This is a genomic window from Brachybacterium sp. p3-SID957, from assembly GCF_025144775.1.
Taxonomy (GTDB): Bacteria; Actinomycetota; Actinomycetes; order Actinomycetales; family Dermabacteraceae; genus Brachybacterium; species Brachybacterium epidermidis.
Genome location: NZ_JALXKT010000017.1, coordinates 19,640 through 35,871 on the forward strand (window position 1 = coordinate 19,640; position 16,232 = coordinate 35,871).

Annotated in this window: 16 protein-coding genes, 1 tRNA gene and 2 pseudogenes; 9 read left to right on the plus strand and 10 right to left on the minus strand. The window is 69.5% G+C overall.

All coding sequences use genetic code 11. The annotated features are described in order from the left end of the window. The first annotated feature begins 1 nt into the window (after position 1). Genes M3B01_RS05590 through mnhG form a run of 4 tightly spaced genes read left to right on the plus strand, consistent with a single transcriptional unit; the run spans position 2 to position 3,163 of the window. A complete protein-coding gene (locus tag M3B01_RS05590) occupies positions 2 to 1,555 on the plus strand; it encodes a Na+/H+ antiporter subunit D (RefSeq protein ID WP_259790146.1) in 1,554 nt (517 codons plus the stop codon). After that, positions 1,555 to 2,091, plus strand: a complete 537-nt coding sequence (locus M3B01_RS05595) for a Na+/H+ antiporter subunit E (protein WP_259790105.1) — start codon at positions 1,555 to 1,557, stop codon at positions 2,089 to 2,091. The genes M3B01_RS05590 and M3B01_RS05595 overlap by 1 nt, the downstream gene beginning before the upstream one ends. After that, on the plus strand, positions 2,088 to 2,579 hold the full coding sequence (locus M3B01_RS05600; RefSeq protein ID WP_259790107.1) for a monovalent cation/H+ antiporter complex subunit F: 492 nt from the start codon (positions 2,088 to 2,090) through the stop codon (positions 2,577 to 2,579). The genes M3B01_RS05595 and M3B01_RS05600 overlap by 4 nt, the downstream gene beginning before the upstream one ends. Continuing rightward, positions 2,576 to 3,163, plus strand: coding sequence for a monovalent cation/H(+) antiporter subunit G (gene mnhG, locus M3B01_RS05605; protein ID WP_193865347.1), 588 nt, complete (start codon positions 2,576 to 2,578; stop codon positions 3,161 to 3,163). Before M3B01_RS05600 ends, mnhG begins: the two co-directional genes overlap by 4 nt. Before the next feature lie 80 nt (positions 3,164 to 3,243). On the opposite strand, the gene M3B01_RS05610 is transcribed toward mnhG, so the two are convergent. The 5 genes from M3B01_RS05610 to M3B01_RS05630 form a co-directional block, all read right to left on the minus strand. Beyond that, positions 3,244 to 4,914: a formate--tetrahydrofolate ligase gene (locus tag M3B01_RS05610; protein ID WP_259790110.1), complete on the minus strand. Its 1,671-nt coding sequence runs from the start codon at positions 4,912 to 4,914 to the stop codon at positions 3,244 to 3,246. A 145-nt stretch (positions 4,915 to 5,059) separates the two neighbouring features. Next, positions 5,060 to 5,132: transfer RNA gene (locus M3B01_RS05615), tRNA-Phe, on the minus strand. 290 nt (positions 5,133 to 5,422) lie between these two features. Beyond that, the gene (locus M3B01_RS05620; RefSeq protein ID WP_070500108.1) at positions 5,423 to 5,734 is read right to left on the minus strand and encodes a putative quinol monooxygenase; all 312 of its coding nucleotides are present in this window, start codon (positions 5,732 to 5,734) and stop codon (positions 5,423 to 5,425) included. A gap of 7 nt (positions 5,735 to 5,741) precedes the next feature. Continuing rightward, a complete protein-coding gene (locus M3B01_RS05625) occupies positions 5,742 to 6,290 on the minus strand; it encodes a type 1 glutamine amidotransferase domain-containing protein (RefSeq protein WP_259790114.1) in 549 nt (182 codons plus the stop codon). Between the two features lie 485 nt (positions 6,291 to 6,775). After that, positions 6,776 to 9,457, minus strand: coding sequence for an excinuclease ABC subunit UvrA (locus tag M3B01_RS05630; RefSeq protein ID WP_259790115.1), 2,682 nt, complete (start codon positions 9,455 to 9,457; stop codon positions 6,776 to 6,778). 67 nt (positions 9,458 to 9,524) lie between these two features. Here M3B01_RS05630 and M3B01_RS05635 point away from each other — a divergent pair. The 5 genes and pseudogenes from M3B01_RS05635 to M3B01_RS05660 all read left to right on the plus strand — a co-directional run. Next, positions 9,525 to 9,833 (plus strand): annotated as a pseudogene (locus tag M3B01_RS05635) (formaldehyde dehydrogenase, glutathione-independent); the annotation flags it as partial. Between the two features lie 181 nt (positions 9,834 to 10,014). Next, positions 10,015 to 10,233 carry an MBL fold metallo-hydrolase gene (locus tag M3B01_RS05640; protein ID WP_259790116.1) on the plus strand — a complete coding sequence of 73 codons (219 nt, stop codon included), beginning with the start codon at positions 10,015 to 10,017 and terminating at the stop codon, positions 10,231 to 10,233. Positions 10,234 to 10,243: 10 nt separating this feature from the next. Further along, a pseudogene (locus M3B01_RS14700) lies at positions 10,244 to 11,108 on the plus strand (IS5 family transposase). A 12-nt stretch (positions 11,109 to 11,120) separates the two neighbouring features. Continuing rightward, positions 11,121 to 11,684: an MBL fold metallo-hydrolase gene (locus M3B01_RS05655; protein WP_259790122.1), complete on the plus strand. Its 564-nt coding sequence runs from the start codon at positions 11,121 to 11,123 to the stop codon at positions 11,682 to 11,684. A 165-nt stretch (positions 11,685 to 11,849) separates the two neighbouring features. After that, a complete protein-coding gene (locus tag M3B01_RS05660; RefSeq protein WP_259790124.1) occupies positions 11,850 to 12,254 on the plus strand; it encodes an ankyrin repeat domain-containing protein in 405 nt (134 codons plus the stop codon). Position 12,255: 1 nt separating this feature from the next. Here M3B01_RS05660 and M3B01_RS05665 read toward each other — a convergent pair whose 3' ends face one another. The 5 genes from M3B01_RS05665 to M3B01_RS05685 form a co-directional block, all read right to left on the minus strand. Then, the gene (locus M3B01_RS05665; protein ID WP_259790125.1) at positions 12,256 to 12,783 is read right to left on the minus strand and encodes a GNAT family N-acetyltransferase; all 528 of its coding nucleotides are present in this window, start codon (positions 12,781 to 12,783) and stop codon (positions 12,256 to 12,258) included. A 146-nt stretch (positions 12,784 to 12,929) separates the two neighbouring features. Then, positions 12,930 to 13,991, minus strand: coding sequence for an alpha/beta hydrolase (locus tag M3B01_RS05670; protein WP_259790127.1), 1,062 nt, complete (start codon positions 13,989 to 13,991; stop codon positions 12,930 to 12,932). Beyond that, positions 13,966 to 15,009 carry an Fpg/Nei family DNA glycosylase gene (locus M3B01_RS05675; RefSeq protein ID WP_259790128.1) on the minus strand — a complete coding sequence of 348 codons (1,044 nt, stop codon included), beginning with the start codon at positions 15,007 to 15,009 and terminating at the stop codon, positions 13,966 to 13,968. Before M3B01_RS05675 ends, M3B01_RS05670 begins: the two co-directional genes overlap by 26 nt. Continuing rightward, positions 15,009 to 15,482, minus strand: coding sequence for a ribose-5-phosphate isomerase (locus M3B01_RS05680; protein ID WP_193865846.1), 474 nt, complete (start codon positions 15,480 to 15,482; stop codon positions 15,009 to 15,011). The genes M3B01_RS05675 and M3B01_RS05680 overlap by 1 nt, the downstream gene beginning before the upstream one ends. A gap of 31 nt (positions 15,483 to 15,513) precedes the next feature. Next, positions 15,514 to 16,146 carry a disulfide bond formation protein DsbA gene (locus M3B01_RS05685; RefSeq protein WP_396121489.1) on the minus strand — a complete coding sequence of 211 codons (633 nt, stop codon included), beginning with the start codon at positions 16,144 to 16,146 and terminating at the stop codon, positions 15,514 to 15,516. Between the last annotated feature and the right edge of the window lie 86 nt (positions 16,147 to 16,232).

Here is a 16,232-nt window from a genome sequence, read left to right on the forward strand (position 1 = left end):
CATGGAACTGCTGCTGGCCCTCCCTGTGCTGCTGCCCCTGGGCGGCGCCGCGGTGACCCTGCTGCTGCGACATCACCTGCGGATCCAGCTGGCGGTGACCATCCTGACGCTGCTGGTGAACTTCACCGTTGCGCTGGTGCTGGCCTACTACGTCAACGCCGAGACCGTGCTGGTGCTGCAGATCGGCAACTGGACGCCCCAGCTGGGCATCGTGCTGGTGGCGGACCGCCTCACGGCGCTGATGCTGGTGGTCTCCACCTTCGTCACCTTCGCCGTGCTGATCTACTCCAGCGCCCAGTCCGTCAACGAGAACACCGCCCGCACCCCGGTGGCGATCTATCACCCCACCTACCTGGCGCTGGTGGCCGGCGTGTCGATGGCCTTCGTGGCCGGTGACCTGTTCAACCTGTACGTCGGCTTCGAAGTGCTGCTCTCGGCCAGCTACGTGCTGCTGACCCTGGGAGGTTCCGCCTCCCGCATCCGCGCGGCCACCACGTACGTGATCGTCTCGCTGCTCAGCTCGGTGATCTTCCTGTCCGGCATCGCGTTCATCTACGCGGCGGTGGGTACCGTGAACATGGCCGAGCTGGCAGTGCGGCTGGACGGGCTGGAGCCCGGCACCCGGATGGCGCTGGAGCTGGTGCTGCTGGTGGCCTTCGCCATCAAGGCCGCGATCTTCCCGCTGAGCGCATGGCTGCCGGACTCCTACCCCACCGCGCCCGCCCCGGTGACCGCGGTGTTCGCGGGCCTGCTGACCAAGGTGGGCATCTACGCGATCTTGCGCCTGGAGACCCTGCTGTTCCCCGCCTCGCAGATCTCGAACCTGCTGCTGGCGGCCGCCGGGCTGAGCCTCATGATCGGCATCCTGGGTGCCGTCGCACAGACGGACCTGAAGCGCGTGCTGTCCTTCACGCTGGTCTCCCACATGGGCTACATGCTGTTCGGCATCGGCCTGGCCACGGAGCTGGGCATGGCCGCCACCATCTACTACGTCGCCCACCACATCACTGTGCAGTCCACGATGTTCCTCGCAGCCGGGCTGATCGAGCACCGCGGCGGCACCACCAACCTGATCCGCCTGGGCGGCCTGGCCAAGCTCGCCCCCGTGACCGCGATCCTGTTCTTCATCCCCGCGATGAACCTGGCCAGCATCCCGCCGTTCTCCGGGTTCATCGGCAAGGTGGGGCTGATCCAGGCCGGCATCGAGTACGACAGCACCGCCGGGTGGATCCTCGTCGGCGTCAGCGTGCTGACCAGCCTGCTCACCCTGTACGCCATCGCCAAGATCTGGAACCGTGCCTTCTGGCAGGAGCCCGACCAGGACGTGCTGGAGAACGACAAGCCCATGCCGAAGGTGATGCTCGGCGCGACCGGTGCGATGGTGGCCTTCTCGATCGCCCTGACCGTGTTCGCCGGGCCCATCATGCGCTACGCCGACGAGGCCGCCCTGGCCGTGCTTGAGCGCAAGCCCTACGTGAGCGCCGTGCTCGGTGACGAGGCCGCCGAGAAGCTCGTCTACCACATCGGCTCCGAGGGCCAGAAGGTGGTGGAGTGATGAAGCGACGCCTCCTGGACCTGCCCAAGAACTGGATGGGCCTGCTGGTCTCGGTGATCTTCTGGTGCATGCTCTGGGGTGGGGTCGACGCCAAGAACGTGCTGGGTGGCATCCTCGCGGCCACCATCGTGTTCGTGCTGTTCCCGATGCCGCCCACCGGGCACGAGATCACCATTCGCCCCCTGCGCTTCGTGTACTTCGTGGGCGTGTTCCTGTTCGACATGGTGAAGTCGGCGATCGAGGTTGCCTGGTACTCCATCCGGCCCGCCCCGCAGCCGCTGAACTCCGTGATCGCAGTGAAGCTGCGTTCCCGCTCCGACCTGTTCCTCACGGGCACCGGCATGCTGTCCACCCTGATCCCCGGTTCGGTGGTGGTGGAGGCGCAGCGCGCCACCGGCACCCTGTTCCTGCACGTGATCGCCGCGGAGGACGAGGAGCAGGCCGAGCAGGCCCGTCAGCGAGTGCTCGAGCAGGAGGAGCGCCTGCTGTGGGCCATGGCCCGCCGCGAGATCCTCGAGGAGGCGGGGCTGCGATGACGCCGTTCGAGATCGTGCTGCTGGTGTGCGGTGCCGTGCTCGCCGTGACCACCGTGTCCGTGGTGTACCGCATGATCGTGGGCCCCACCATCCTGGACCGCGCCGTCTCCACCGACGTGCTGGTGGTGATGGTGGTGATGGCGATGGCGCTGCACACCGCGCACACCCGGGCCGAATGGGCCGGACCGGCCATGCTCTCCCTGACCGGGCTGGCCTTCATCAGCACCGTCACCTTCGCCCGCTTCGTGGCCCGTGAGGCGGCCCCGAACGGTCGCGAGAGGTCCCAGGACAGCGAGGAGCCCGAGACCACCACCGGCCCCTTGGAGGCCGTGCACCTGCACCGTGCCGATGGCGGGCCGGACAACACCCTGCGGCGGGACGAGAGCACCGGGCGGTCGGACAAGAGCATCGGGCGGCCGGACGAGAGCACGGGGAGCACGGAGAGCACGGAGAGCACAGCCACCACGGGTGAGGAGGCAGCACGATGACCGTCCTCGAGATCCTCGCCAGCGTGCTCATCATCGCCGGCACGGTGCTGGCCGTGATCGCCGCGATCGGCCTGAACAGGTTCAGCGATGTGCTCACCCGCATCCACTCCGCCTCCAAGCCCCAGTCCCTCGGGCTGATGCTGGTGCTGGCCGGGGCGGCGCTGGCCGCCGGTTCCTGGTCGCTGGCCGCGATGATGCTGGTGGTGATGCTGGCCCAGATGACCACGGTGCCCGTGGCCAGCGCGATGGTGGGCCGCGCAGCCTTCCGGCGTGGCTTCGTGCGCGGCGGGCAGTACGCGGTCGACGACCTCACCCCGCGCATGGCGGACCCCGACGACCAGGACGACGACGAGGACGGCTTCATCGACGAGGGCTTCGACGACCACGAGGGCCTCACCGGCGGGGAGGACCGCTTCCCGGAGAACGTCGTGGACACCGGCTCGCCCGACACCGATCTCAGCCTGCCCAACTGGGAGGAGCCGGAGGCCGGTGCGGGCGCCCACGACGACGACGGTCTGGACGTGGACCTGGCGGATGAGACCGAGCGGGAGGCCGAGGAGGTCGCCGAGCGCGACCGCCGGTGAGCCGGGCCCTGCTCGGGCGCATGCGCAGCGCGGCCCCGCCCCGCCGACGTGGGACGGGGCCGGCGCAGCCGGGGAGCGGGTCAGAACAGGCCGAATGCCTCCCCGTCGTCGGTGACGCCCATGCGCAGTGCGGCGGGCTCCTTGGGCAGCCCGGGCATGGTCATGATCGACCCGGTCAGGGCCACCACGAACCCGGCGCCGATCCGCGGCACCAGGTCCCGCACGTGCAGCACGTGCCCGGTGGGCGCACCGAGCGCCCTGGGATCATCAGAGAAGGAGTACTGGGTCTTCGCCACGCACACCGGCAGCTTGTCCCAGCCGTTCTTCTTCAACGTGCGCAGAGCCGCCGGGGCCTTGTCGGAGAACACCACGTCCTCGGCGCCGTAGATCTCCCGTGCAAGGGTGCGCAGGGCCTCCTCGACACCGACCTCCGGGTCGTAGAGGTGGTGGAAGTCGGTGCTCTCCTCGATCGCGGCGAGCACCTCGTCGGCCACGGCGAGGCCGCCCTCGCCGCCCTTGGCCCACACCTCGGACAGTGCCGCCCGGAAGCCCTGCTCCTTGGCCCAGCCCAGCACCGCATCGAGCTCGGCCTCGGTGTCGGTGGGGAAGCGGTTCAGGGCGATCACGGGCTCGATCCCGAACTTGCGCAGGTTCTGGACGTGGCGGGCCAGGTTCTCGGTGCCCTTGAGCGTGGAGTCGATGTCCTCGGTGGCGAGGTCCGCCTTGGCCACACCGCCGTGCATCTTCAGGGCGCGCACGGTGGCCACCACCACGGCCGCATCCGGCCGCAGGTCGCCGAAGCGGGCCTTGATGTCCAGGAACTTCTCGGCACCCAGGTCGGAGCCGAAGCCGGCCTCGGTGACGGTGATCTCGGCCAGGGACAGGGCCAGGCGGGTCGCGGTCAGGGAGTTGCAGCCGTGAGCGATGTTGGCGAAGGGGCCGCCGTGCACCAGGGCCGGGGTGCCGCCCAGGGTCTGCACCAGGTTCGGCATCAGCGCGTCCTTGAGCAGCAGGGTGATCGCGCCCTCCACCTTCAGGTCGCGCACGGTCACGGGTGAGCGGTCGTAGGTGAAGCCCACGACGATGTCGCCGATGCGGCGGGAGAGGTCCTCCAGGTCCGTGGCCAGGCACAGGATCGCCATGATCTCGGAGGCCACCACGATGTCGAAGCCGTCCTCGCGCGGCACGCCCTGCGCGGGGCCGCCCAGGCCGATCACCGTCTGGCGCAGGGCGCGGTCGTTGACGTCCACCACGCGCTTCCACTGGATGCGGCGCGGATCGATGTTCAGCTCATTGCCCTGATGGATGTGGTTGTCCACCAGCGCCGCCAGGGTGTTGTTGGCGATCTGGATGGCATGGAAGTCGCCCGTGAAGTGGAGGTTGATGTCCTCCATCGGCACCACCTGGGCGTGACCGCCGCCGGTGGCGCCTCCCTTGATCCCCATGATCGGGCCCAGGGCCGGCTCCCGCAGCGCCACCATGGTGCGCTTGCCCTTCAGCGTGAAGGCGTCCGCCAGGCCCACCGTCGTGGTGGACTTGCCCTCACCGGCGGGAGTGGGGGACATGGCCGAGACCAGCACCAGCTTCGAGTTGCCCTGGCCCTGGTCGATCTTGCGGATGTCGACCTTCGCCTTGTACGAGCCGTAGGGGATCAGCGCCTCGGCGGGGATGCCCGCCCTCTCGGCAATGTCCTGGATGGGTTCGAGGGTCGCGGCCTGGGCGATGGCAAGATCCGGGCTCTCGGCTGACATCGGTGTCGTCCTCCACAGTGAGTCAGGTGGGGCCCCGGTGAGCGCCGGGGTGCAGATCACACTGTACGGCCCGAGCCCCGGTCACGGGGCCGTACCGGCGGCTTCGGCAAAGAGAAGACCCCCGCCGGGGCGGGGGTCTTGAGAGTGGCTCCGACCGGCGTCGATCCGGTGACCTTTCGATTTTCAGTCGAACGCTCTACCAACTGAGCTACAGAGCCGTGACCACCGTTAAGCGGCCGAGGACCAGGGTAACAGTGCCAGGTGGGTGCGCCCAACCAGGTGGGGCCGGTGAGAGGCACGCCACGAGGGCACCGGGCGGGCCAGGCACGGGGGAGCGGGGCCCGGCCGATGCGCAGGGACGGACCGTGGACGACCTGTCCCGGTGACGGCTGGGCCGGGGGCAGGAGGTTCACGGGAACGGCGAAGGGCCCCCCGGGGGAAGCCCGGGGCGGCGCGGGGGGGGGGCCCCGATCGGGGCCGCAGCCCGATGTCAATCGACGCTGGTGCTCTAGGCGGTCTCGCCGGGCAGCTTGTACGCGATCACGTCCACGTTCTGGATGCTCGGTTCGGTGCTGAACAGATCTGCGCCCTGGGCAGCAAGCGCCTGACCGACGCCACCCGAGAGGTGGGTCTGGCGGGCCTCGTCGTCGGGGAACACGTCGAAGATCCCGAAGGTCGATTCGTCGAACTGCAGAGCGAACCAGGCCCGCGTACCCTCCTCCTGCTCGACGATGGGGCGGGCGCTGCGGAGGAAGTCCGCAACGTCCTGCTCCTTACCGGGCTTGGCGTGCACGACGACCGACAATGCAGAGTTGATCATGGTTTCCTCACTTGGCCTGGCTGAACAGCTCGACCATCGCGGCGCAGAAGGCCGGGAGATCTTCGGGCGAGCGGCTGGTGATCAGGTTCCCGTCGCGTGCCACCTCTTCGTCGACGACGTTCGCTCCGGCATTGCGCAGGTCGGTGCGGATGCTCGGGTACGAGGTCAGCGTCCGACCCTCCACGACACCGGCCTCGACCAGCGTCCACGGTCCGTGGCAGATCGCGGCAACCGGCTTGCCGGCGACCATGACATCGCGCACGAATCCGACTGCGTCGGTGTCCGTCCGCAGCTGGTCGGGGTTGACCGTGCCACCGGGAAGCAGCAGGGCGTCGTAGTCGTCGGCCGAGGCGGACTTCACCAGGGCATCGACCGGAAATGTTCCGGCCTCGTCCAGGTCGTTCTCGCGGGCCTTGATCTCGCCCTCGTGCAGCGACAGCAGCTCGGTCGTGGCCCCGGCGTCCTGAAGAGCCTGCCTGGGCTGTTCGAGCTCCACGCGCTCGACGCCGTCCGCGGCCAGGATCGCGATCCTCTTGCCATGCAATTCTTCTGCCATGTTCTGCTCCGTTCTGCGAGAGTTGACGGCCTGCCTTGCGGGCGAGCCGCACGCTGTCCGTACCGGGCAGCGTGGTTCGGGTGCAGTACGACTCGGGTGCAGTCGTTGCGCTCATCGAGGTCCCGGCAGGTGTTGGCTGCCGATTCTCGGGCCGGGTCCTGAAAGACGGTGCAGAAGCTTCGACCCTGCGGTCGACGATGACGTATCGCCATCGACGGTTGATCTTCTCCACCGGGGCCCGGCCGGATATGAGCGCCTGGCCCGTCAGCCAGCGTAGACCTCGTTCGTCAGGAGACGGGGCCGCACGCGGCCAACTCGTCCGTAACGCCAGGACGCCGGGGCTTCGGGGGTACGAAAAAGGCGCGGAGCGCCTGAGGGCCGCGCTGCGAAGGAGCGCGGCGCGGGTTACCGATCAGATGACGCAGCCTGCTCGTCCGGTGCGCTCTCTGCGCGAGGTCATCGCCCTCGTCGCACCCTTCCGACTCTCACATCAGGGAGGCGGCCTCCCGCAGTGCGGCCTCGAGGTACGGTGCCGACGCACCGGCTCCGGACGAGGCGACCTGCGCAGGAGTGCCTGAGGCGACCACCGTGCCGCCATCGTCTCCCGCGCCAGGCCCGAGGTCGATGACGTGGTCGGCTACGGCAACGATGCGCATGTCGAGCTCGACCGCGACGACGGTGTTGCCGGCGTCCACGAGGGTCTGGAGATGCGTCACGAGCCGATCAGAATCGGCGCTGTGCAGCCCGGAGGTCGGCTCGTCCAGGACGTAGAGCGTGTCCCCGCGCTGGGATCGTTGGAGCTCGGAGGCGAGCTTCACCCGCTGCGCCTCACCTCCGGACAGCTCGGTGGCCGGCTGTCCGAGACGGAGATATCCGAGGCCCACGTCGACCAGTGCCGCGAGCGACCGCATGATGTCGAACTCGCCGTGGAAGAAGTCGTGAGCCTCCTCGACACTCATGGCGAGGATCTCCGCGATGTTGCGGCCGCGCCAGGCGATCTCCAACGTGCTGGACTGGTAGCGGGTGCCGTGGCAGTCAGGGCACTCGGTGTAGACCGAGGGGAGGAAGAGCAGCTCCACCATGACGGATCCCTCGCCCTTGCAGGTAGGGCATCGACCGCCGGTGACGTTGAAGGAGAATCTGCCCGCCTTGTACCCGCGAGCGCGAGCCTCGGGCGTCTCCGCGAACCTGCGCCTCACATGGTCGAACAGGCCCGTATAGGTAGCGACGTTCGAGCGCGGGGTGCGACCGATGGGCTTCTGATCGATGCTCACCACGCGGCGCACCCTCGAGAGGTCTCCCCGGATCTCTCCCTCGAGCTCCTCGGGCTCGTCCGACAGCAGGAGCTCGTCCCCCTCAGGGGCGGCGGCGTCCTCCGCCTGGTCGGCTCGTCCCTGCCGTTCGCCAAGCAGCGCGGGCAGTGCCTGACTGACCAGGCTGGACTTGCCTGATCCCGACACTCCGGTGACGGCGGTGAACACCCCCAGCGGGAAGGAGATCGACACGCCGCGCAGGTTGTTGCGGGTGACGCGCTCGAGCCTCAGCCATCCCTGCGGTTCGCGAGGCGTCCGGCGGGGCAGGCCGCTGCCCCCGAAGACATAGCCGCGGGTGACGGACTCCTCCACCTCGGCGAGCCCTTCGTAGGGCCCGCTGTAGACGACGCGGCCGCCGCGCTCACCCGCGCCGGGCCCGATGTCGACCAGCCAGTCGGCGTGCCGCATCACATCCACCGAATGCTCCACCACGAACAGGCTGTTGCCCCGGCGCTTGAGCCCGTCGAGGATGCCGAGCAGGGCGCTGACGTCCTGCGGATGGAGCCCCGCGGAGGGCTCATCGAGCACATAGACCACGCCGAACAGTTCGGAGGTCAGCTGGGTGGCGAGCCGCAGCCGCTGCAGCTCGCCGCCGGAGAGGGTGGGTGTGGTGCGGCCCAGGGAGAGGTACCCCAGACCCAGATCGATGATCGGCCGCAGTCTGTTGACGAGCTCCGTGCCCAGCCGCACCGTCGCGGCCAGCTTCTCCACCGAGTCGTTCGGTGTCCTGCGGACGTCGGCGGCGGCCGCATGGGCTGATCCGCCGGTGTCGACTCGCCGCGGGGCGGAGTCGCGTCGGGCTCTTTCATCACGTGCCTGACCCGCCGACTCGGTCCCGCCGAGAGCTCCGGCAGCTCGCTCGACCGCCTGGTCGACCAGCGTGGAGAGCTCCGCGAGCGGCAGCGCGGAGAGATCTGCGATGTCGAGACCCTCGAACGTCACGGACAAGGCCTCCGGCTTCAGCCGCTTCCCATGGCAGGCGGGGCAGGGAGCGACCGAGAGGAACTCGGCCACGCGTCGCTTCATCGACTCGCTCTTGGTGTTCGCGAAGGTGTCGAGCACGTACCGGCGTGCGCCGACGAAGGTGCCCGAGTAGCTCGGCTCGACGCCCGCCGCGGTCGCGGCCCGCGCCTCGGCCAGAGTCAGCCGTGAATGGACCGGGACGTACGGCGTCTCCTCGGTGTAGAGGATCCAGTCCCGATCCTCCTTCGGCAGATCCTGCCAGGGCACATCGACGTCGTATCCGAGAGCGACGAGCACATCGCGCAGCTGATGACCGTGCCAGGCCGTCGGCCAGGAGGCGATGGCCCGCTCGCGGATCGTCAGCGAAGGATCGGGCACCATCGTGTCCTCGGTGACCTCGTACACCCGGCCGATGCCGTGGCACTCCGGACACGCGCCCTGCACTGTGTTGGCCGAGAAGTCCTCGGCGTAGAGCATCGGCTGATCCTCGGGGTAATGGCCGGTTCGGGAGTAGAGCATGCGCACCAGCGAGGAGAGCGTGGTGATGCTGCCCACCGAAGAGCGCGCGCTGCGGCCGCCACGCTGCTGCTGAAGAGCGACGGCCGGCGGCATGCCCGTGATGGAATCGACGTCCGGGACGCCGGCCTGGTCGATCAGGCGACGAGCGTAGGGAGCGACGGACTCGAGATAACGGCGCTGGGACTCCGCGAACAGGGTTCCGAAGGCCAGGGAGGACTTGCCCGAGCCGGAGACCCCGGTGAACACCACCAGCGCGTCGCGGGGCACCGTGAGGTCGATGTCCTGGAGGTTGTGCTGGCGAGCGCCGAGAACACGCACGTCCGGCTGGATGGGCGAGGAATCCGCCGACGAGGGCGTGGGGGCTTTGGCCATGCCAGGGAGACTAACAACGCGGTCCGCCGATCGCGTCGGAGCGCCCACCTGTCCTGGATCGTTCCTCCCCGACAAGGACCAGGCCATGGAGAAGATCCGTGACCTCGCCCTGCTCTCAGACATCCTGCCCACCGCGTTCCACGGCCTCATGGAGGCCGGGGTCAAGCCCGGCTCGACCGTCTACATCGCCGGCGCCGGCCCCGTCGGTCGCTGCGGCGCTGCGGCAGCCCGGCTCCTGGGCGCTTCCTGCATCATCGTCGGTGACTACCATCAGGAACGTCTGGACCTGGTGAAGAACAACGGCTGCGAGACCACCGACCTCAACCAGGACGTGCCGCTGACCGACCAGATCGAGGCCATCCTCGGCGAACCCATGACTTCGGCAAGGCGTGGATCAAATCCCCTCGGATCACCGGCGGCCTCCCGACATCCGCCAGGGCGGCCGGGTCCTCGGGCCGGGCCCCCTTGTGAATCGGGTTGCCAGAGCGTAGACAGATGGGGACCAGCGTGCCCTCTGCTCTCATGGGCAACGCGAATCCTCAGCGAAGGAGTGCCCCATGTTCCGCACCGACGTCGCCCCTGGTGTGCACCTGTTGCAGCACGGCAATGTGAACTGCTACCTCATCGAGGAGGGCGACGCTCTCACGGTGGTCGACGCCGGGTTGCCCGGAGCGTGGGCAGAGCTGGGGCGCGCCGTTCGCCACCTTGGGCGTGCACCTGAGGACATCCGAGCACTAGGCCGTGTTGCTAAATGCTGGTTCGGGGCCTTCGGGTGATCCTTGAGGCGTGTCGCGAGATGTCATCACGGACGAGGTCTGGGAGCTGATCCGGGACGTGTTCCCGCCGGTGAGGACACGGGGCCGTCCTCCGGTGGATCGGCGCACGGTGGTCGAGGCGACCGCGTGGCGGTTCCGCACGGGATCGGCGTGGCGAGACCTGCCCGACCGGTTCGGGAGCTGGAACACGATCTACAAGAACTTCCGGCGATGGGCGACCGACGGCGTCTGGGAGGACCTGCTCACCCATGTGCAGAAGCGGGCGTCGCTTCAGGGTGAGATCGACTGGGTCGTGTCGGTGGATTCCTCGATCGCGCGTGTCCATCAGCATGGCGCGACCCTGCCCCGGGTCACAGGGGGATCCATCGAACTACAAGAAGTCGGGGCCGGAGCCTCCTGACCACGCGATCGGCCGGTCACGGGGTGGTTTGACGACGAAGATCCATCTCGTCTGCGACGGGCAGGCCCGGGCGCTGGCGTTCGTCCTCACCGGCGGGCAGGTCGCAGACACGAGCATGTTCACCGACGTACTCGACGAGATCCACGTCCCCGGCCGAGGGCCTGTGCGCACGAGGCCGGATCGGGTGCTCGCGGACAAGGGCTATCCGTCGAAGAAGAACCGGGCCTGGCTGCGCGAGCGCGGCGTCAAGGCCACGATCCCCGAACGGGGCGACCAGATCGCTCACCGCCGCAAGCGTCCGGGCCGTCCGATCGACTTCGGCGATGAGCAGCGGGAGCGTTACAAGGGCCGCAACGTCGTCGAGCGGTGCTTCAACTTCGTGAAACAGTGGCGAGGACTCGCTTCCCGCTACGACAAGACCGCCCGGTCATACGCGGCAGGGCTCTGCCTCTCCGCCGCCTTGCAATGGATTTAGCAACACGGCCTAGTGCTGACCCACGCACATTTTGACCACGTCGGTCTTGCCCGGCGTCTGGTGCAGCGACTGAACATTCCCGTCTATGCCCATCCTGAGGAGTGGACGCTGGCCGCTCACCCGTATCGGTATGCGCACGAGAACCCGCGGGCGTTGTACCCGTTGCGGCATCCGCGCGCGATCCCGGTCCTCGCCTCCATGGTGGCCGCTGGCGCGGGCTGGGTGCGGGGCGTCGAGGGACTGTCTTCCCTGGAGCCCGGCGTCACGCTCACTGTGCCGGGAAGTCCCCGGGTTGTGGCGACCTACGGTCACACCTTCGGCCACTGCTCTCTGCACCTTCCTGACCGTGACGCCGTACTGTCCGGCGATGCCCTGGTCACCCTGGATCCGTACACCGGACGAACCGGCCCCAGGATCATCGCCGGCGCCGCGACCGCTGACAGTTCGATGGCGCTGGCTTCCCTGGAGGGAATCGCCGCCACTGGAGCGATGCACGTTCTTCCCGGCCACGGCGATCCATGGCACGAAGGCGTCGACCTGGCCGTCCGCCGTGCTCGCAACAATGGTCCGGCCTGAGATCGAACCATTCCCCTGCCGTGCTCTCGTCTCCGGAGCTTCGGTCAGCGATTGCTCGACGTCGTCAATCCGCCAGTGGTCGCCGGAGCGAGATGGGAAGGTGCGCACCGCCTTCTCACGGACGTAACAAGCGGGCGTCGAGCACCGCCCCGTACCCTAATCCACATGGATGATGACGTCGTGGAGCTCGCCCACCAGATGTTCGACATGGCCCGGCAGGGTGATGCCGTCCCCCTGCTGGCGCTGGTGGACCAGGGCGCCCCGGTGGACCTGCGGGGCGCGGACGGCAACTCCCTGCTGATGCTCGCCGCGTACCACGACCACCCCACCCTGGTGGAGGCCCTGGCCTCCCGCGGGGCCGACGTGGACCTGCTGAACGACCGCGGGCAGTCCCCGCTGGCAGGGGCCGCGTTCAAGGGCTACACCGAGGTGGCCCGGGTGCTGCTGAAGGCCGGGGCGAACCCGGACCTGGGTGATCCCAGCGGCCGCGCCGCCGCCCAGTTCTTTGGCCGCGAGGACATCACGGCACTGCTGGAGGACTCAACGGGTGAGGATCCGGGCCAGGCCTGAGTCAGCGCGGGTGCCGGTACACCATCGGCACATGCTCGATGCCGGCCTCCATGAACACCGGCCCGGTGGTCTCGTACCCCATCGACAGGTACCACTTCTCCAGGTAGGCCTGGGCGTCGATGTGCACCTCGGCGGCAGGGTCGATCTGGTGGGTGAGGTCCAGTGCCGCGCGCATGATCCGGCCGCCGAACCCGTCGCGCCGGTTCTGCTTGCGCACCGCGAGGCGGCCGATGCGCAGCGTGCCGTCGTCCTCGGTGAGCACCCGGATGTGGGCAGCGGGCTCTCCGCTCGCGGTCTCGATCCACAGGATGGTGGTGCCGGGCTCCAGCTCACGGCCGTCGAGATCCGCGTCGGTGGCGTGCTGCTCGAGGGTGAACACGTCCTGCCGCAGCTTGGCCAGCAGGTACACGGTGTCCGCGGGGATCGCGGTGAGGTGGGCGCGATGAAGGGTCGCTCCGCCAGACAGGTCGACGACGGGCAGGTCGAGGGGCTCGCTGCCGACGGGCGCATCGGGAAGGGCATCAGGCATGGCGCCACTGTAATCGTGCCCAGGGCGGCCTCGGAACGAGCGGCCGGGTCTCTCCCCTCTGCGGTGTCCAGCGTCGTGACATGCATCCCCTCGTGAAGACCTCGCTCGCCACCGCTGCACCTCCTGGACCGCGTTCGCGACCGTGCTCAGCGCCGCCCTGAAGGAGCGCGACCCGAGCCAGTGAGCTCGGTCATCGCCGCACGCCATAGCTGGACCATCTCCGGCCCGCCGTGGCCCTCGTGCTCGATGATCCGCAGGGTGCTGCCGGGCCATGCCCGGTGCACCAGGTACGGGGTGCGCACCGGCCCGGAGACGTCGCGCCTGCCGTGTATCAGCACCCCGGGAACACCCGCGAGGCGATGCATGCCGCCCAGCAGCCCGCTCCCGGGCTCCGCACCCCAGCCTACCGCCCAGTCGGCCACGAATCCGTCGTGGGCCCAGTAATGGGTGACCAGACGCGCGAACTCGAGCTGCTGCGCCTCTGAGCGGGGGAGGCCGCCCTGGGTGCCGGGGTGCGGAAGTCCGATCCCGATGTGCGCGTCCTCCCAGTCGATCCAGGCCGCGGCTGCCTCGCGCACGCGCTGCGGGTCGGGATCAGCGAGCATGTCCCGGTACGCATCCACCAGGCGCAAAGACCCCTCGGCGCGGCCATGGCCCAGGGGGCCGCGGCGGAACTGTGTGCGCTGCTCCGCGAGAGTCGCCAGCGCGTCCCATGCCTCCGGGTACAGCGCGCCCACGCCCTCGGTGATCCAGTCGACCTCCCACCGGGAGGTAGTGGTGACAGCGAACAGCACCACGGCCCGCACCCGGTGCGGATGCGCCTGCGCGTAGGCGAGCGCGAGGGTGCTCCCCCAGGAGACGCCCTGCACGATCCACGAATCGATACCGAGGTGCTCGCGCAGCAGCTCGATGTCCCCCACCAGGTTCGCCGTGGTCTGCGCGGCCAGGCCCCCACCCGGTGAGCCCTCCTGGATGCGCCGCTGCAGCATCCCCACCAGCAGCGTGCCGTCCGCCGGGACGTTCCGGCGATAGCCCGATCCCAGCGTGCCGCCGGGCCCGCCGTGCAGGTACAGCGCCGGAGCGCCGTCGCGGGTCCCGGACAGCTCGTAGGGCAGCTGGTGTCCGTCGGCCGTGGTGAGCGAGCCCTGCTCGAGCAGCGGGGCGGGGGCGGGCAGGGCGGGGTCAGGCGGCGGGGCCGGGGAGGTCATGCCGATCAGCGTAGGCCCACGGCGCGGCCGGGTTCTCGCGGATCCACGCGGCGCGTTTGGTCCTCACGGTCTGGCAGCGCGGGCACCAGTAGACGGTGCGTCCGGCCAGCTCCTGGGACCTCACCACCGTCCCGCACAGGCGGCAGGGCAGGGTGTGGCGGTGGTACACGTAGAAGGACTGCTCGCGCGGGACCACGGTGGGGTCCTCGTCGCCGTTCTGGCGAGTGCGCTCCATGATGCGGGGGTCCAGCAGGCGGTGCTCGGGCTGGGTGGTGACGATCCGGCCGGTGCGGGCACCGTAGTGCATCAGCGCCACCAGGTCCTCCCAGATCCCCTCGACCATCGACCTGCTCAGGGCCTTGCCGGGGACGAAGGGGTCCAGCCGCGCCCGGAACAGCAGCTCGGCGCGGTAGATGTTGCCGATGCCCGCCACCACCTCCTGGTTCATCAGCATGGTGCCGATCCCGGAGCGGGAGCCCACCACCCGTGACACGAACTGCTCGGGGTCGGCGTCGGCCCGCAGCGGGTCCGGGCCCAGGCGGTCGACGATCGCCTGCCGGCCGGCACCGTCCAGGAGGGTGCAGGCGGTGGGCCCGGTGAGGTCGGCCAGCCCGCAGGGCCCCTGGATGCGCAGTCGCGTCGTGGGCCGTGGCAGGAGGTACTGCCAGTCCGCGGTGCCCGCGTCGAGGGAGTGCTCCTGCTCCCCCACCCGCACCCGAGGAGCACCGATCGCGTGCATGCGCGCGAAGCCGGGCTCGCCAGCGAAGGTCCACGAACCGTACAACCCCAGGTGCACGTGGACGAACCGCACCACGGGCGCGTCCACGTCGACGTCCGCGCTGGGGGCGAAGGCCAGGAACAGGTGCTTGCCCACCGCCTCGGCTCCCAGCAGCACCATCCGGTCGATCTGGGCGGCCTCGGAGAACCGTCCCTGGGGGCTGGAGGTGCGCACCCGCTGGCCCACCAGGCCGTGGCCGAAGGCCTCCGCGAGCCGGTGGACGGTATGGCCCTCCGGCATCAGTGCTGCTCGGGGGTGCCGTACCCGCCGGTCCTCTCGAAGCCTGCGATCAGGTCGATGCGCCGCTGGTGGCGCTCCTCGTGGCTGAAGGGCTCGGCCAGGAACAGGTCGATCAGGCCCTCGAGCTCCTCCTCGGTGTGCTGGCGGGCGCCCACGGAGATCACGTTGGCGTCGTTGTGCTGACGGGCCAGCTTCGCGGTGTCCTCGTTCCACACCAGCGCGGCCCGCACCCCGGCCACCTTGTTGGCCGCGATCTGCTCGCCGTTGCCGGAGCCGCCGATCACGACGCCGAAGGAGCCGGGCTGGGCCACCACGGCCTCACCCACAGCGGTGCAGAACGGCGGGTAGTCGTCCAGGGCGTCGTACTCGTGGGCGCCGTGGTCGGTGACCTCGTGGCCCTTGGAGCGCAGCGCGGCCACCAGGCGGTTCTTCAGCTCGAAGCCGGCGTGGTCGGTGCCGATGTGCACGATCATGGTTCAGTTCCGTCCTTGCTCCATGGGGCTGTCAGCTGAGGTCGATGCCGCCGGTGCGGCTGCGCTTGAGCTCGTAGAAGCCCTGCACCGACGCCAGTGCGCGCAGGCCGTCCAGCAGGCGGCCGGCCTCCTCCCCCTTGGGGGCCGGGGACACCACGGGGCCGAAATAGGCGGTGCCCTCGCCGAAGGAGATTACCGGGGTGCCCACGTCGTCGCCCACCATGTCGATGGCGTCCTGGTGGGAGGCGCGCAGCGCCCGGTCGGTGTCATCGCCATCGGCCGGATCGTAGGCGTCGATCAGCCCGGCGGGCAGGCCGGCGTCCTCGAGGGCCGCCACGGCGGTGGCCCGTCGATCCTCCTTCTGCCCGCCCACGTGGTAGCGCTCGCCCCAGGCGGTGTACCAGCGGGCGAAGGCCTCGTCCCCCTCCGTGCGGGCGATGTGGATCGCCAGCCGCGCGGCGCCCCAGCTCTGGTCGGTGCTGCGACGGTAGTCGGGATCCAGGTCGCGGCCCTCGTTCAGCACGGCCAGGGACATCACCCGGAAGCGGGGAGCGATCTCCCGCACCTCGGCCGCGTGCAGCAGCCAGCGGCTGGTCATCCAGGCGAAGGGACAGGCGGGATCGACGAACAGCTCGACGGTGGGCTCGACATCGGTGGTGCTCACGCGGGTTTCCTCTCCTCGGGGGCGATGGACCCATTCTGTCACCGCGCCCGTCAGCGTGCTGACGTGACCGGCACTACACCATCAGC

Bases quoted from the DNA above. Each gene is read 5' to 3' on its own strand.
- M3B01_RS05590 (WP_259790146.1), top strand. From the start codon at position 2: ATGGAACTGCTGCTGGCCCTCCCTGTGCTGCTGCCCCTGGGCGGCGCC.
- M3B01_RS05665 (WP_259790125.1), bottom strand. From the start codon at position 12,783: ATGCCTGATGCCCTTCCCGATGCGCCCGTCGGCAGCGAGCCCCTCGAC.
- M3B01_RS05660 (WP_259790124.1), top strand. From the start codon at position 11,850: ATGGATGATGACGTCGTGGAGCTCGCCCACCAGATGTTCGACATGGCC.
- M3B01_RS05625 (WP_259790114.1), bottom strand. From the start codon at position 6,290: ATGGCAGAAGAATTGCATGGCAAGAGGATCGCGATCCTGGCCGCGGAC.
- M3B01_RS05680 (WP_193865846.1), bottom strand. From the start codon at position 15,482: ATGATCGTGCACATCGGCACCGACCACGCCGGCTTCGAGCTGAAGAAC.
- M3B01_RS05610 (WP_259790110.1), bottom strand. From the start codon at position 4,914: ATGTCAGCCGAGAGCCCGGATCTTGCCATCGCCCAGGCCGCGACCCTC.
- mnhG (WP_193865347.1), top strand. From the start codon at position 2,576: ATGACCGTCCTCGAGATCCTCGCCAGCGTGCTCATCATCGCCGGCACG.
- M3B01_RS05640 (WP_259790116.1), top strand. From the start codon at position 10,015: ATGTTCCGCACCGACGTCGCCCCTGGTGTGCACCTGTTGCAGCACGGC.
- M3B01_RS05600 (WP_259790107.1), top strand. From the start codon at position 2,088: ATGACGCCGTTCGAGATCGTGCTGCTGGTGTGCGGTGCCGTGCTCGCC.
- M3B01_RS05675 (WP_259790128.1), bottom strand. From the start codon at position 15,009: ATGCCGGAGGGCCATACCGTCCACCGGCTCGCGGAGGCCTTCGGCCAC.
- M3B01_RS05620 (WP_070500108.1), bottom strand. From the start codon at position 5,734: ATGATCAACTCTGCATTGTCGGTCGTCGTGCACGCCAAGCCCGGTAAG.
- M3B01_RS05670 (WP_259790127.1), bottom strand. From the start codon at position 13,991: ATGACCTCCCCGGCCCCGCCGCCTGACCCCGCCCTGCCCGCCCCCGCC.
- M3B01_RS05595 (WP_259790105.1), top strand. From the start codon at position 1,555: ATGAAGCGACGCCTCCTGGACCTGCCCAAGAACTGGATGGGCCTGCTG.
- M3B01_RS05630 (WP_259790115.1), bottom strand. From the start codon at position 9,457: ATGGCCAAAGCCCCCACGCCCTCGTCGGCGGATTCCTCGCCCATCCAG.